This window comes from Paenibacillus sp. FSL P4-0176, assembly GCF_037975265.1.
Taxonomy (GTDB): domain Bacteria; phylum Bacillota; class Bacilli; order Paenibacillales; family Paenibacillaceae; genus Paenibacillus; species Paenibacillus amylolyticus.
Genome location: NZ_CP150242.1, coordinates 4,783,702 through 4,798,920 on the forward strand (window position 1 = coordinate 4,783,702; position 15,219 = coordinate 4,798,920).

Genomic DNA, 15,219 nt, shown 5'->3' on the forward strand with positions numbered 1-15,219 from the left:
GCCACGTTTCTACTGCCACTCTATGAGAACAAGGGTTTGTCTTATCACTGTATTGTTAAAATGTTTTATAGACCATAGTAGGCTTTTAATCTGGCAATCAAGCCGAGAGGGTTCTTCGTCAGGTACTGTGAACTGAAGAATATATCCCCTTTAACCGAAGAATACTTCTTGTTGTAGTTCAGCTGATCGATGATCTCCTGTGATGTCTGCCAGCCGATCTCTGGCGTACCTAACTTATAAGGAGAGTGACCGATATACAATTTTACATTTGTGTTAGCCACTTCATTCGCCCACCAGTCGACAACTTTGTCGTATCGGGCTACGTTCAATGTCATACTCCAATATACCTGAGGAGCAACATAGTCAATCCACTCCTGATTAATCCATGTCCGCACATCTGCATTCATGCTGTCATACGCGGTTACTCCTGCTTTGGTATCAGAACCTGTCAGATCAACAGATTTGTTACGCCACACACCAAATGGACTAATTCCATATTCAACGTTAGCTTTCACGCTGTGAATGCTCTGCCCGAGCTGCTTAACGAACTGATTGATATTGTCCCGACGCCATTCAGCACGGTCTTTGGTATTCAATGTGTTATAGGTTTTGAAGGCTGCATCATCATTAAAAGTCACATTGGACGGATAGAAATAATCATCCAGATGTACGCCATCAATATCATACTGATTGACCACTTCCATGATCGTATCGATAATATGCTGTCTGGCTTCCGGGATACCCGGGTTAATGTACATTTTGCCAGACGCATTCACAATCCAGTCTGGATGAAGCTTGGAGATGTGGTTTGCAGCCAAGTTTGACGTACTCGCTGAGTTCGTTGCTCTGAACGGATTAAACCAGGCGTGGAACTCCAGGCCCCGTTTGTGTGCTTCCTCAACCATAAAGGCGAGGGGATCATAACCAGGATCTTTACCTTGTGTTCCTGTCAATACGCTGTTCCAAGGTACCAGACCTGAAGGATAGATGGCATCCCCATTAGCTCTCACTTGGACAAATACGGCATTAATGCCCATACCTTGCAACGTATCTAGCTGTTTTGTATACTCCTGTTTTTGCTTCTCTACATTTCCCTTGGCACCGGATGTAGGCCAGTCTCCATTCACAGTGGAAATCCAGGCTCCCCGCATCTCTTCAGAAGCTGGTACAGTGCCCGTGCCTCCAGGCTCCGCTGGGGTTGCCGGGGTTGGTTCAGGAGTTGGGCCTGATTCGTCTCCTGTGTACAGATCAATAGTCTGGGCTGACTGATTCCAGTTCACTCGAATGCCCAGGTTCTCACTGACGAAACGAATGGGTACCATGACCCGACCTTGTTTCAATTCAACCGATGCATCCAGACCAACTACAGCGTTATCCACAGTCGCCTGTTGGCGTCCGCTTGTCATAGAGATGACCGAATCGGATTTCTGAATGGTCACGGTACGAGTGGCTTGAGACCATAGAACAGACGCACCCAGTCCTTCGCTAATAACACGCAGAGGCACCATCGTTACATTTACTTTGGGCAAGATGTAGGGTGATACATCCGATTCCAAACGGTTTCCGTCTAGAAAAATAGCGATTTCCTTCTGCCCGGCTGCTTGTGCCGTCATGCCTGCTGTCTGTAATCCAAGTACAAAAATGAGCAGCAGCATCAATCCTTTACGAACGTTCATTAGTGCAATCCTCCAAAATCATTATAAATTTGCGGTAAATTCTACTAGTTTAATAGACGCTCCTACCGTTCGTTTAGTTGCGAAAATCACCAAATTATGGTGTGATTGCACACAAAAAAATGCTTCCTGCCATTGAAACGGCAAGAAGCATCCTTTGATCACAGGATACAATTCATTGTAGATCACCATGTGTATTCCACTGCTGAAACTTAAGACTCCGTATTACTCATGACGTCCTGAAGGTTTTTGAGGTCACGCAACCGACTCTCATCCTGACGGAAGTATTCAACCAAGGACTCGATGCATGTAATGGAGTCCCAGCTCAGATGATGTTCAATGCCTTCAACATCATTGTAGATATTTTGTTCCTGAACACCAATCGTTGTCAAAAATTGTTCAAGCAGATGATGGCGCTCCATCAAACGTTTGCCCATCTTTTTGCCTTTTGGCGTAAGCACCAGTCCGCGGTACTTTTCATAGATCAGGTACTCGTCTTTGTCCAGCTTTTGGATCATCTTCGTCACCGATGAAGGATGTACTTCCAGTCCTTCAGCTATATCAGACACACGAGCATAGCCCTTTTCATCAATTAATTTGTATATACGCTCCAAATAATCTTCCATACTGGGCGTTGGCATCTGCTTCCCTCTTTTCTCTCTGACCGGCCCCTATTCGTGCCTGGTCCCTATCTTATAATGATACATGTTATCAATACGCATTGGCAAGTCCTGTACAGTTCGGAGCGCGCTGTTACACAAGTAATTGGCAGGCGTGACTTCTCCCCAAATGAGGCAAACTAAGCAAAGTTCCGCATCGAAAGGAGTGATTTCGTGAGTACAAGTGTAGCCTCACCGCCAGTTCGTAAAGCAAAAGGTACTAAACCCTTTATTCCCGATTTGGTGTATTTTGAACCCGGTGCGTTGGAATATGATAAGGGCAAACGGATTATGGAATGGGTGACATCCAAAAACATACCTTATCAGATGACCACATCCCATAACCGAATCACAAACTTGCCGGGTGAAACCGAACAAGAAAAATATCGGATGGCAAAGCGTACTCTGGTCGTCGGTGTGCGCAAAACACTCAAGTTTGACCAGTCGAAACCTTCAGCGGAATATGCCATTCCCATCTCTACAGGCTGTATGGGGCACTGCCATTATTGTTATCTTCAAACTACACTTGGTGCGAAACCTTATGTCCGTGTCTATGTCAATACCGAGGAGATCATTCAGGCTGCCAAAGGATACATTGAAGAACGCGCGCCTGAAATTACACGATTTGAAGCTGCCTGTACGTCTGATCCCGTAGGACTCGAGCATATCACGGAGAATTTAAGTGACCTGATTCGTTTTATGGCGGAAGAAGAATATGGGCGCTTGCGATTTGTAACCAAATATCATCACGTTGATCCGTTGCTGAACCTTAAACATAACGGCCACACCCGTATCCGGTTTAGTGTCAATTCGGATTATGTCATCAAAAACTTTGAACCGGCTACCTCCAGATTTGAGGAACGCATTGAAGCTGCTGGCAAAATTGCACACGCCGGTTATCCCCTGGGATTCATTATCGCTCCGATCATGTGGTATGAAGGCTGGGAAGAAGGATACTCGGATCTGTTGCAGAAGCTGGCAGATACGCTTCCAGAGGAAGCAACCAAGGATCTTACCTTTGAGATGATCCAGCACCGTTTTACCAAAACGGCCAAAGCAACCATTGAGAAACGTTATCCTAAAACCAAGCTGGAGATGGATATCGAGAAACGTAAGATGAAATGGGGCCGCTGGGGTCAGTACAAGTATGTGTATAAGGATGACCAGCAAGATGCGCTGCGCGAATTCATTACGGAACGGATCTTTGAACATTTCCCACTAGCCAGTATTGATTACTTCACCTAAACGAACAACAGGATTGCCCAAAATCATATTCAGTTAAAAGCATTCCTAACAAACGATTAAAAAGCAGGTTACATGACCCAGAGTGACTCTGGTGACATGTAGCCTGCTTTGTCATGCATTTTTTAATTCAAATTCAGTTCATCCGCTTAAATGATCATCCAGTCTGGTGTAATCTGCTGCAACCAGATCGTAATCTTCGTCATCTGATCTGTAAAAAGCAATACCCCAAGGAACAACATTAATGCTCCCCCAACTTTCATCATGACATTGGAATACCGTAAGATCCAACGTGTCGAACCAATGAAAAAGGCCAAAATGAAGAACGGGATTGCAAACCCTGCCGTATAACCTGTAATCAGCGCCAGCCAGGTTGTGGGCTCACTTGCAGCCATAGCAATGATTGCTGTTAGAATAGGGCCAATACACGGCGACCACCCTGCTGAGAAACCGATACCAAATATAAAAGAGCCCAGATAGCCTGCTGGTTTCCATTTCATATCCAGCTTGCGTTCCTTCATCAGAAACTGTGGCTTGAACACACCAAGCAAAAACAACCCCATAAGCATAATCAAAATCGCAGACAATTGCCGAATCAGTTCACGGTTATCATTGAAAAATTGGCCAAACAGTCCTGCACCCAGGCCAAGCGAATAAAATACAGCCGAGAAGCCTAAAATAAATGCCAGCGTATGCGTCATGGTCTTAAAGCGGACTTCGCGCTGATTGCGGTCATCCTTCAATTGTTGCACCGTCATACCTGTAATGTAGGAGAGGTATGATGGATACAGCGGAAGACAACATGGTGATATAAATGAGACTAAACCTGCTACAAAAGCCATCCATACATTAACATCAGGCATGAAGCGGATGTCTCCCTTCCCCGGGCTCACGTGCTTTCTCGTTCAGTCGTCAGGCTCGGAACCCTTTTTTTCCAATCATCGTCAGAATCAGCATCATGATCAGCAATAATACAATCGTTGCTCCAGGTGCGAGGTTCCAGATACCTGCTACAACCAGTCCAAGGACTACGGCAATTTCGCCAATCACCACGGACAAAATAATAGCGGATTTGAAACTTCGGGCCATCAACAGGCTGACTGCTACCGGAATCGTCAATAGCGCTGACACCAGAAGCGCACCGACAATCTTGATCGCCGTGCTTATGACAAGTGCTGTCATCACAGTGATCAACATGTTCAGAATTCTCACAGGCAACCCTGTAACCGCTGCCGCATCTTCCTCAAAGCTAAGCAGGAAAAATTCCTTATGTAACAATGCCACTACAATCACCACGATCAGCGTAACCACACCTACAAGCTTCAGATCCGTAGCGTCTAACGTATATATACTGCCGAACAAATAACTCATGACATCTGCATTATATCCTTTGCCCAGCGTGAAGAACAAGGAAGCAAGGGCCACGCCACCGGACATGATAATGGCAATCGATAATTCGGCGTAACTCTTGTACGCTTTGCGCAATTTCTCTATCGCAAATGAAGCAAGCACGGCAAATATCAAGCCTACCGCAATGGGATACACTTCAATCAGGAATCCAAGTGCAACACCGGCAATGGTCACATGAGACAAGGTGTCTCCAATCATGGATAACCGCCGTAAGACGAGGAACAGTCCGATTAACGGAGCGGTAATGCCAATTAACAACCCACCCGCCAGGGCACGCTGAAAAAAATCACTCATTAATATTTCCAAAACAAACACGACTCCTTCGGCCTTACTCTAATCTAATGGAATACGGCTAGCGTACCTGTGCAGTGGTATGTTGCAGATTGGTCTCAGCACAATCCTGTACCTCATGCGAATGACGGACATGAAAATTAATTTTGCCATTCGTTACCACAGCTTCAGAGCCCAGATAACTCTCCATCCGATCCATATCATGAGACACCATTAGAAAAGTCATTCGGTGATGTTCATGCATATGGGTAATCAGTTCAAAGAAACTGGCCTGTGATTCAGCATCAATACCTACGGTAGGTTCATCCAGAATCAACAGATCCGGGTGATTGATAAGCGCTCGTGCCAAAAATACACGCTGCTGCTGTCCGCCGGACAATTGACCAATACGTTTGTTCGCCAGATCCTCGATCCGCATGACCTGCATCGCATCCGTGCACTGTTGCTGACATTTGCGAGACATACGACGGAACATGTTTTTGTTATTATACAAGCCTGACATGACCACTTCACGAACGGTCGCAGGGAACAACGGGTTAAATGCATTCTTTTGAGGCACATACCCGATTCGGTCCCAGTCCTTGAACCTCCGGATCGACTGTCCGAATAGTTTGATATCTCCCTGCGCAGGAGGAAGAAGTCCTACCAGCATGCGCAGCAATGTCGTTTTACCAGCCCCATTGGAACCGATAATCCCGACAAAGTCCCGTTCCTGGGCCATAAAATCGAGATTCTCAATCACTCGCTGGTCCCCATAGGAAAATGATAGTTTCTCGATCTCTATAATTGGATCATGACATAGTGGCATGATTTGCTGCATGGCAAAGCCGCCCTTCATTATATATAAGAATCCCATAGCGTCCTAAGAGCCTTCACCGTGAACGGTAAAGACTCTTCGCTCTGAATTCTTCATTATATCTTATTTTAATGCGATCAGCAGATTTTGCAAATTTTTCTCCATGAGGGTGAAATAATCATCCCCGTTTGTTGCCTGCTCCTTGGTCAATCCCTCAACCGGATTAAGGACCATGGTCTCCACTCCTGCTTCACTTGCCAATGTTTTCGCCAATTTGTCAGATACCAGCTCTTCGAAGAAAATGTATTTAATGCCTTCATCTTTAACGAGTTTCGCAAGCTTCACAATATCCTGTCCTGTCGGTTCAGCATCCGGGGAAAGTCCCATAATGGCATGCTGGGTTAATCCATAATCACGTGCAAGGTAGCCAAACGCTTGGTGCGAGACAACAATTTCGTTGTTTGGTACGTTAGCCAATTCATCTGTAAAACGCTGATCCAGCGTCTCAAGCTTGGTACGAAGCTCTTCATAACGTTGTTCGTAACCTGCTTTGTGATCAGGATCTGCCTCGACCAGACTATTTTTGATGTTTTCAGCCATGATCATGGCTGATTTCGGACTAACCCACGTATGTGGATCAATATGATGATCAGCGACATCTTCACTTGCAGCCTCATCAGTATGTTCATCTGCATGCTCGTCTTCGTGCTCGTCTTCGTGCTCTTCGCCGTGACCGTGCCCATCATCACCCTCAGCAGTTAACAGCTTAACACCTTCACTGACGGCAACAGACTTCACCTGTGTATCGCTATTCAGCGACTTCAGGAAATTCGGAACCCATCCTTCCAGTCCAGCTCCATTATAGAGAAACAGCTGTGCCTTGGACGTATTAACGATATCCTGACTCTTCGGAGTCCAGTCATGTGGCTCTACTCCCGTTGGCAGCAGGTTAATAACATTGGCATCCTCACCACCAATTGCAGTCGTAAAAGCATATACAGGATAAAATGTCGTCACGACGTTTACCTTGCCTTCCACAATCTTCGCATTATTGGAACTATCCTGCCCACACGCTGACAATACCAGCAAAGTGAGAATAAGCAAACCCGTCCACAGTAACTTCATGTTGCCTCTTTTGCTCGTCTTCCCTATCCGGTTATCCTGAGCTTGATGTTGCACTTTATAAAATGTCATTATGATTCACTCCGCATCTCTTAATCGTAAACATTACTGAAAGAATTATAGGTAACCTGAACCTACTTGTCAAGCTATCCCGTCCTATTCATTCTTTCCTGAAGTACGGAGTTCATAACAGTATATGCTTGTTCTCTTCCCTTAAGATGCGATTTATATCAACAAAAAAAGGGGCCCGAATTACATCGGGCCACCTTGAGTCATTTTTATGACAGAATTTGAATCAATTTCATAACTAAATTCTTATTTCACTTGTGCGCCATTAGGCATGTTGTCTGGTACTGTAGCAAGTGTAAGCTGGTCGCCATGCGATGCTGCAAGGATCATTCCCTGAGACAGTTCACCACGAAGTTTCACCGGTTTGAGGTTGGTCACACAGATGACTTTGCGTCCAACCATCTCTTCTGGCGAATAGAACTTCGCAATTCCAGATACAACCTGGCGCTGCTCATAACCCAGATCGAGCTGCAATTTCAGCAACTTATCCGCTTTTTTGACCGGTTCGCAGGCAATGACTTGCGCGACACGCAGTTCAACTTTGGCAAAATCGTCAATACCGATCTCTTCGGTACCTTCAGGTGCAGTTACAGGTTCAACAGCTGCTGAAGCTCCAGCATTTGCTTGACTTACTTCAGGCTGTGCCGCTTTTTGGCCACCAGTCATTGCTTCGGAGATATAAGCAATTTCCTGTTCGGAATCCAAACGCGGGAAGATTGGATCACCTTTTTGCAATGCGTTTCCAGCTGGAACCAGACCCCATTGCTTGGCTGTATCCCAAGCCGTAAGTTCACCTTCCTGAATGCCGAGCTGTGCCCAGATTTTATGAGGAGCACGTGTCAGGAACGGTTGCAACAGAATCGAAGCAATTCGCAAGCTTTCGATCAGGTGAGCCATAACGGATGCCAATTCATCACGTTTTGCTTCATCACGAGCCAGCGCCCATGGCTGCGTCTCGTCAATATATTTGTTGGTGCGGCTGACAAACTGGCTGATCGCTGTCAGTGCTACGGAAAACTGCAGGTTTTCCATCGCCTGTTCCACTTTTTCCACCGTAGCATGGCCTGCTTCTTCCAGCGAAGCATCAAATTCCGTTACATTCGATGCAAACGCAGGGGCTTTGCCTTCAAAATATTTGTCTACCATGGCAACGGTACGGTTCAACAAGTTACCCAGATCGTTTGCGAGGTCGGAGTTAACACGTTCTACGAAGCTCTCTGGTGTAAAGGTACCATCGGAACCAAACGGTACTTCACGCAGCAGGTAATAACGCAGTGCATCGAGACCGTAACGGTCAATCAGAGTCACTGGATCAACGACATTGCCTTTTGATTTGGACATCTTGCCGTCCTTCATCAACAACCAGCCATGTGCAAACACTTTCTTCGGCAAAGGCAAGTCCAGCGCCATCAACATAATTGGCCAGTAGATCGTATGGAAACGAACAATTTCTTTCCCTACTAGATGAACATCCGCAGGCCAGAACTTGTTATACAGGGATGCATCGGATGAACCGTAGCCCAGTGCTGTAATATAGTTGGACAACGCATCAATCCACACATAAACCACGTGTTTTGGATCGTCTTTAACTTTGACGCCCCATTCAAATGTAGTCCGCGATACGGCCAAATCTTCAAGACCTGGCTTGATGAAGTTGTTGATCATCTCGTTCTTACGGGATTCCGGCTGAATAAAGCCCGGGTTCTCTTCATAATATTTCAACAAACGATCTGCATATTTGCTCATACGGAAGAAGTAAGATTCTTCTTTGACCAATTCAACCGGGTGTCCGCTATCCGGGCTCTTGGCCGAGATAATCTCACCCTTCTCATTTTTCTCTACATCCACCAGTTGAGTCTCTGTGTAATACGTCTCATCCGGAATGCTGTACCAGCCTTCGTACTCACCTTTGTAGATATCTCCCTGTTTCAGCAAACGGTCAAAGATATCCTGAACAATGGTTTTGTGACGCTCTTCGGTTGTACGGATAAAGTCGTCATTGGAAATGTCCAACTTGTTCCACAGTTCCTTGATCCCCACAACGATATCGTCGATAAAAGCTTGCGGTGTTTGTCCTTTCTCTTGTGCCTTGCGCTCAATCTTCTGGCCATGTTCATCGGTTCCTGTCAGATAATGAGCATCATAACCGCGTAGACGCTTGTAACGAACCATCGCATCTCCCGCCACAGTTGTATACGCATGCCCAATATGCAATTTGTCACTCGGATAATAAATCGGGGTTGTCAGATAAAATGTTTTTTGGTCAGCCATGAATGACTTCTCCTCCTTCAAATGTTCCTGCTTCATGTGATCCCTTCGTCCAAAACAACTAAAAAAGAACACAAAAAACTCCCGCCCCTATGGGACGAGAGTTGCTCTCACGTGTTACCACCCAAATTCCCCATGTTTTTCACAAAACACAGGCTCTGTCGGTCCTTCGACCGCCCATTAACGCTGGATCACGCCTCAGCCTTACGACAGCAGCTCTGAAATCACTGTCTGCACGCTCGAAAGAGGTTCCTCCGGGACCATATTCCATCCTCCTCCCAGACCGGTTCTCAGCTCATCCGGCTCTCTGCACTGGGGGTGTGTCTGTACTTATCCCTTCACTGGAAATCATATAGGAAAAATATACTGAAATGCGGACCCCTTTGTCAAGTGGACAGCATACTCAAGTTCAATCCTGGCCTGCTTCCAGGCCACCCGAATACTTCAAGCTACATCGTTACTCTGATACCATCATGGATTTCTCCGCCTTTGGTGGCACCAGATCTACACCGCCTGGATGAAACGGGTGACATTTGGCAATACGTTTCGCTGTTAACAACGAACCTTTGAGCGCACCGTGCACTTCAATCGCCTCCATGGCGTAAGCCGAACAGCTCGGATAGAACCGACATGTTGGCGGTGTTAATGGAGAGATATAGTTGCGGTACACCCGAATGGGTGCCTGAGCAATTCTGCGCGATAACTTCATGGTCAGTGCTTCCCATGAGCGTGCGTATGTCCCGATGCCGCTTTGGCCGGAGCATGCTCAGCACAGTCCTTGCAATATCCAAATACCTCGAACTTGTGGTCCACAACCTGAAATTGCTCAGGCGCATCCGCAAGCTGCATCGGGCAAAAAATAATAGGATATGTCTTCTGACACTTCAGACAGATCATATGATGGTGATGATGATCTTCACTACAGTGCGCTTTGAATTTAACGCCATCTTCGAAGATGACCTGTTCCAGTACACCCAGTTCCTGCATCACCCGCAAATTACGATATACTGTGTCAAAACTCAGTCCGCTGTATGTCTTACCCATATATTCATAGACGTCCTTGGGTGTAAGATACCCGGGAGACTCAGCAAATAACCGGGCCAGTGTTTTCCGCTGATCGGTAATGCGAAGCCCCTGTGAGGACATGGTCGAAATAATCTGTTCTGTCGACAGCATGATCTAAAGCACCTCCTGTCATACGAGCATTTTGCATCATTCATAGAGCGACAGTTTATTCGGCAAAAGCAAAAACTTTTGCTTTCTTGTATACCTCTAATAATGCATCAAATTACGATTAGAGTCAACGAAGACACCGGGTTAAGTCATTTTAACATCACATAAAAAGGACTCCATGCACATGCATTGCCATTAGTCTAGCTTGAGCTAATGACATTACATTTTGATGGAGTCCCTTCCTGACGGTTCAGATGATCAATCGTTCGGGCGACTTTTGGGGTGAACGGGTATATATGATATAAGCTTTCACTCCAAACCGTCCGTGCATGTTCATGGTATTACTTTTCAGCCGGAAGCGGCGTGAACAGCAGGTTAACAGGCAAGTTACTTCCTGGTGCCGCCGAGAAGAGAATAGTTACACTCTCGCCGTACGAACCTGTGCGATACATAACACTTTGCTCATTAGGTGCAGTTACAGATTTACCTGTGGAAATCTGAACGACCTGTCCATTCACGAGTGCCACACCTGAATATCTGCCTCCACGAGGGTTGAATGAAATCAACGTGCGCGGAGCAACATTATTCAATGTAATTTTGTACAATACACCGAAGTTACCCGCGTTGGACGCTTCAGTGAAAGCCATAGGGTCCGTTCCTACAAGGTTTGGATCACTTGCATTGTCTCCAAGTGGAAGACGTGCAGGTTTCGACCCTACTTCTTGATCATACGTAATGATCCGTGTTGCATTTGGATAGGTACCACGGTTGTGAACTCCATCACGATCCAGAACCGGCAGGCTCGATAACACTTCCATCGGGTCCTTGTTTTCTTCGATCATGATAATGTTGTAATCCAGTTCATAGTCACTGAATACATCCGAATACAAGGAAATGACTTGTCCCTGTTTCATCGGAAGAACGCTCAGATCATTAAGAATAAGCTTGCTTTCTCCTGGCTGGATGTACACTTTCTTTTGTCCGGTACCATTCTGCATCGACTGGAACCAACGGTCAATCGACAGCTTTCCAGCTACCGTTGCAAAAGGAGACGGTCCTGCAAAACCCATGTTTTGCTGGTCAATGGATGCCGTGTATGCATTGTTGTTTGTCGCTACAACATACATTTTTACGCTTTTGCCCGTGTTGTTCACATGGTGAATCATGAAGCGTGTCTGTCCAAAGGAAGATTCCTTGTACACAATGCCTTCCGTATTCACGGTTTCCGGGCTGTTACTGCGGATCAGCAGACTTGGTTCATCATAATAAGTGAAAGGTACTTTCTCCAATGCCGGTACTCCACCACCGTCAAAAGTGAACTTCTCACCGACTGGTGTGAACAATTGATTAAAGTCAGTCACACTATAAAGTGTTTCTCCCGTAATATTGATCATCTTGGTATAGCTATTGCTAGCACCATGTTTATCGGTAACTGTAATCGTTACGGTCTTCGGTCCTGGAACAAAGAATGCAAGTGCATTGTTATCCCATTCGGTTTTTACAATTGCATTCTCATCATCTGTGCTTTGATCAATATAAGTGATTTTCTCACCCATTTTGTATTCTTCTTTATCTGTCGTAAACATTGCCACAGGTGGCAAATTCGGTCTTTCAACCTTAATAGTAACCGAATACGGATCGCTCCATTGACCACTTGAATCCTGGACCGCATAGGTTACTGTGTATACACCTGGTTGGTCGAATGAATCCTGACGGCCTGTCCAACGCTCATCTACAATGCTGAGTCCCTTGGGAGAGCTGGATCTGGTTGTGTAGGTTACCTGGTCTCCGGCAAAGACCTCTTTTTGTACCGTGAAGCTTGCCACCGGTTTGGTACTCAGATTCAATACAACCGTTTTGGCAGATTGATTTACTTTATACGTAATGTCCAGAGCCTGTGTAATTGAAGTCAACGGCACCATGAACGTATTTTTTTGTTGATAAGCCGCGCCCTTCATCGTTCTGGACACACCATTAACGGTATAGATCTTGCTGTTTGTTTTGAAACGCAGCTCATCTTCACCACTAATAATGATCGTTTCTTTAGTTGTGTTATCATATTTGACATCATAGCCAACCCGATCAACGAGAGCACGGATCGCTACATAGGATACACCATTTTTTACAGCCATCGGCTGTCCAGCAAGATATGTTTTGCCATCTTGCATCATTTTATTACTGTTCATATAAAGAGTGAGGTCTCCACCCCGGCCTCCAGCAACAGATGAACCGCCTGTAGATGGTTGCTCCACTTCTACTGGTGCAGGTGCTGGTGTTTCCTCAGCTGTACCTTCTTCGTCCATAGGTTCAATTACCGGCTCAACAGGAGTCGCGTCTGTTCCTGTAGGAACATCTGTCTCAGGAGGGTTCACTTCTTCAGTTGTTTCATTATTTGATGTTGGAGTGTTTGTTCCGGATTTCACTTCGGATTCCGCGATGGTCTGTTCTTTCTTCACAACCTCCACGGATTTAACTTTGGCTGTATTCACTGATGTAGTATCGCTCTGATCTGCTGATTGTGCATTGGCAGGAATCACTGCAAACGCCTGAAACACAGCAAAAGCGGTAAGTATGGACAATTTCTTCTTCAAATTCATTCTTTGTCTTTGGCTCCTTCTGCTCCCATTTTATAAATATCCCCCTCAAAAAGTCATATTATTAGACGCTTGGAACCGGGAAAAGTTGCTAAAAAGTTAAGAGGAGAATTGTAAACTTTTAATAGAAGGAAAATACTATGAAAATAGTTATCTATCAATTATCTTTTTGGCATTCATATTCCAAAATTAACCAATAGAAAATTCCAACAAAAAAATCTCTCCAGGAGATGGTCAATCAGCACCATATCGCAGAGAGATGTAAGGATTAAATAGGTCTAGCGCAAACGGACAGGCAGACTTCCTGTTGGCTGCAGTCCACCGGTTAACACATGGGACAGTACCCGAACAACTGCAGGTGTATTCTCATACGTACACACATAACTTCCCGGCCTCGAAATCTCCAGCAGATCATATGGATTGCGCAGAGCAATTACAATCAGCGAATGATTTTCACTAAGCTTTTCAACCAAAAACTGTTGCCCTTTCGGAAGATGACCTGCCGATGTGTACGTACATACGATAACTTGTTCACTATCTGACACATCAGCCAATATCCGATCTGTTTCATCATAAGTGGGCTGCGTTGTAATTTTGTGCTCACGAACTCTGCCTCGCAGCTGCGATAACGCCATACCCAACGATTCTGTATGGGACCATGGTTCATCCACCTCTGTCCGTTGCACAACCTCAGGCCAGATGACATATACGCCCTTCTCTGGGTCCAACGGCAACAGCCCATCATTATGAACGATGGTAATACTGCTTGAAGCAATCTTGAACAACGTCAATTCGTTGGGCTCAGTGGGTTTAGTGCAATCAACAGGTTCAACATCGGTTGCTTCGACCGTTTCACTCGCTTTCGGCGAAACCAGATGATCATTCTGCTGGCCACAGCGCTTTTTTTTCCATGTCATAATGCGTTCAACCGCCTGATGAATAACCTCTTCCGAGATCCGGCCCGTTCGAACTGCTTCCACAATGGCTTCCAGCGCAGCAACCTGATCTTGCAAGGTATGACTCACCAGAATCAGATCTGCTCCTGCCTCCACAGCACGAATAGCAGCTTCAGCTACCCCATAGGGTTTGGATATTGCATGCATTTCAAGACAGTCTGTAATAATAATGCCTTCAAAACCCATTTCCTCACGTAGCAGACCCGTTAACACCTTATGTGACAACGTAGCCGGAATGGGCTCGGGCTCAATCGAAGGGAACATCACATGAGCTGTCATAATAGCATCAACTCCGGCCTCAATCGCCTTACGGAACGGTAACAACTCCATCTGTTCCAGCCTGTTTCGATCATGAGGTACCGTAACCATACCAAGATGAGAATCTACAGCGGTATCTCCATGTCCAGGAAAATGTTTGGCAGTAGCAGCTATGCCCTGTGATTGATATCCGGTGATGGCTGCTACGCCATGAGCGGCCACACTTTCAGCATGTTCACCATACGAACGCACACCGATAACCGGGTTAAGCGGGTTGTTATTCACGTCGACCACTGGCGCAAGGTTCATATCAATACCGATGTTTTTTAACTCACGACCCAGAATTTGAGCACACTCCAGAGTATATTCCGCATTGCCTGTCGCACCAAGCGCCATATTACCCGGCACTTGGGTCATTCCCTCTTGGTCAATCCGTGCAACCATGCCACCTTCCTGGTCCACCGAAATCATGAGTGGTAGAGCCCCTGCTTCAGCAGCCATCTCTTGCAGTTCGGCGGATAGCCGTGTCAATTGATCTACACTTTCGACATTACGCCGGAAATAAATGACACCCCCGACGTGATAGTCACGGATTAAACGAGTAATCTGTTCATCTGCGTGCTGACTGTGAAATCCACACATCAACAATTGTCCTACCTTTTGCTCCAATGTCAGATCATTCAAGGGTTTCATTCGACCTCTCCTCCC

The 15,219-nt window shown here is 45.9% G+C and carries 12 protein-coding genes; 1 reads left to right on the top strand and 11 read right to left on the bottom strand.

Annotated features, from left to right (window positions below):
- Positions 1–65: 65 nt before the first annotated feature.
- Complete coding sequence (locus MKY95_RS22250; RefSeq protein WP_036614413.1) at positions 66–1,676, bottom strand: family 10 glycosylhydrolase; 1,611 nt, start codon at positions 1,674–1,676, stop codon at positions 66–68.
- 209 nt (positions 1,677–1,885) lie between these two features.
- Positions 1,886–2,314, bottom strand: coding sequence for a transcriptional regulator MntR (gene mntR / locus MKY95_RS22255; protein WP_036614415.1), 429 nt, complete (start codon positions 2,312–2,314; stop codon positions 1,886–1,888).
- Between the two features lie 192 nt (positions 2,315–2,506).
- On the opposite strand from mntR, the gene splB reads away from it, so the two are divergent.
- Positions 2,507–3,577, top strand: a complete 1,071-nt coding sequence (splB, locus tag MKY95_RS22260; RefSeq protein WP_036614416.1) for a spore photoproduct lyase — start codon at positions 2,507–2,509, stop codon at positions 3,575–3,577.
- 146 nt (positions 3,578–3,723) lie between these two features.
- Here the strand turns inward: splB and MKY95_RS22265 are convergent, their stop codons facing one another.
- The 9 genes from MKY95_RS22265 to nagZ all read right to left on the bottom strand — a co-directional run bounded on the left by MKY95_RS22265 (position 3,724) and on the right by nagZ (position 15,204).
- Positions 3,724–4,437, bottom strand: coding sequence for a cytochrome c biogenesis protein CcdA (locus MKY95_RS22265; protein ID WP_036614418.1), 714 nt, complete (start codon positions 4,435–4,437; stop codon positions 3,724–3,726).
- A gap of 49 nt (positions 4,438–4,486) precedes the next feature.
- Positions 4,487–5,290 (bottom strand): metal ABC transporter permease, encoded by an 804-nt coding sequence (locus tag MKY95_RS22270; protein WP_017687569.1) that lies wholly within the window; start codon positions 5,288–5,290, stop codon positions 4,487–4,489.
- A gap of 46 nt (positions 5,291–5,336) precedes the next feature.
- Entirely contained in the window at positions 5,337–6,095 is a 759-nt protein-coding gene (locus MKY95_RS22275) for a metal ABC transporter ATP-binding protein (protein ID WP_036614907.1), read from the bottom strand.
- 99 nt (positions 6,096–6,194) lie between these two features.
- Positions 6,195–7,196 (bottom strand): zinc ABC transporter substrate-binding protein, encoded by a 1,002-nt coding sequence (locus tag MKY95_RS22280; protein ID WP_076319013.1) that lies wholly within the window; start codon positions 7,194–7,196, stop codon positions 6,195–6,197.
- A 312-nt stretch (positions 7,197–7,508) separates the two neighbouring features.
- A complete protein-coding gene (gene metG, locus MKY95_RS22285; RefSeq protein ID WP_076318961.1) occupies positions 7,509–9,569 on the bottom strand; it encodes a methionine--tRNA ligase in 2,061 nt (686 codons plus the stop codon).
- Between the two features lie 418 nt (positions 9,570–9,987).
- Positions 9,988–10,239, bottom strand: a complete 252-nt coding sequence (yidD, locus tag MKY95_RS22290) for a membrane protein insertion efficiency factor YidD (RefSeq protein WP_017687565.1) — start codon at positions 10,237–10,239, stop codon at positions 9,988–9,990.
- Positions 10,240–10,241: 2 nt separating this feature from the next.
- On the bottom strand, positions 10,242–10,706 hold the full coding sequence (locus tag MKY95_RS22295; protein WP_017687564.1) for a Fur family transcriptional regulator: 465 nt from the start codon (positions 10,704–10,706) through the stop codon (positions 10,242–10,244).
- Positions 10,707–11,044: 338 nt separating this feature from the next.
- Positions 11,045–13,300: a stalk domain-containing protein gene (locus MKY95_RS22300; RefSeq protein ID WP_036674972.1), complete on the bottom strand. Its 2,256-nt coding sequence runs from the start codon at positions 13,298–13,300 to the stop codon at positions 11,045–11,047.
- 275 nt (positions 13,301–13,575) lie between these two features.
- The gene (nagZ, locus tag MKY95_RS22305) at positions 13,576–15,204 is read right to left on the bottom strand and encodes a beta-N-acetylhexosaminidase (protein ID WP_036674971.1); all 1,629 of its coding nucleotides are present in this window, start codon (positions 15,202–15,204) and stop codon (positions 13,576–13,578) included.
- Positions 15,205–15,219 lie beyond the last annotated feature (15 nt).

Bases quoted from the DNA above. Each gene is read 5' to 3' on its own strand.
- MKY95_RS22250 (WP_036614413.1), bottom strand. From the start codon at position 1,676: ATGAACGTTCGTAAAGGATTGATGCTGCTGCTCATTTTTGTACTTGGA.
- mntR (WP_036614415.1), bottom strand. From the start codon at position 2,314: ATGCCAACGCCCAGTATGGAAGATTATTTGGAGCGTATATACAAATTA.
- MKY95_RS22265 (WP_036614418.1), bottom strand. From the start codon at position 4,437: ATGCCTGATGTTAATGTATGGATGGCTTTTGTAGCAGGTTTAGTCTCA.
- MKY95_RS22275 (WP_036614907.1), bottom strand. From the start codon at position 6,095: ATGCAGCAAATCATGCCACTATGTCATGATCCAATTATAGAGATCGAG.
- MKY95_RS22280 (WP_076319013.1), bottom strand. From the start codon at position 7,196: ATGAAGTTACTGTGGACGGGTTTGCTTATTCTCACTTTGCTGGTATTG.
- metG (WP_076318961.1), bottom strand. From the start codon at position 9,569: ATGAAGCAGGAACATTTGAAGGAGGAGAAGTCATTCATGGCTGACCAA.
- yidD (WP_017687565.1), bottom strand. From the start codon at position 10,239: ATGAAGTTATCGCGCAGAATTGCTCAGGCACCCATTCGGGTGTACCGC.
- MKY95_RS22295 (WP_017687564.1), bottom strand. From the start codon at position 10,706: ATGCTGTCGACAGAACAGATTATTTCGACCATGTCCTCACAGGGGCTT.
- MKY95_RS22300 (WP_036674972.1), bottom strand. From the start codon at position 13,300: ATGAATTTGAAGAAGAAATTGTCCATACTTACCGCTTTTGCTGTGTTT.
- nagZ (WP_036674971.1), bottom strand. From the start codon at position 15,204: ATGAAACCCTTGAATGATCTGACATTGGAGCAAAAGGTAGGACAATTG.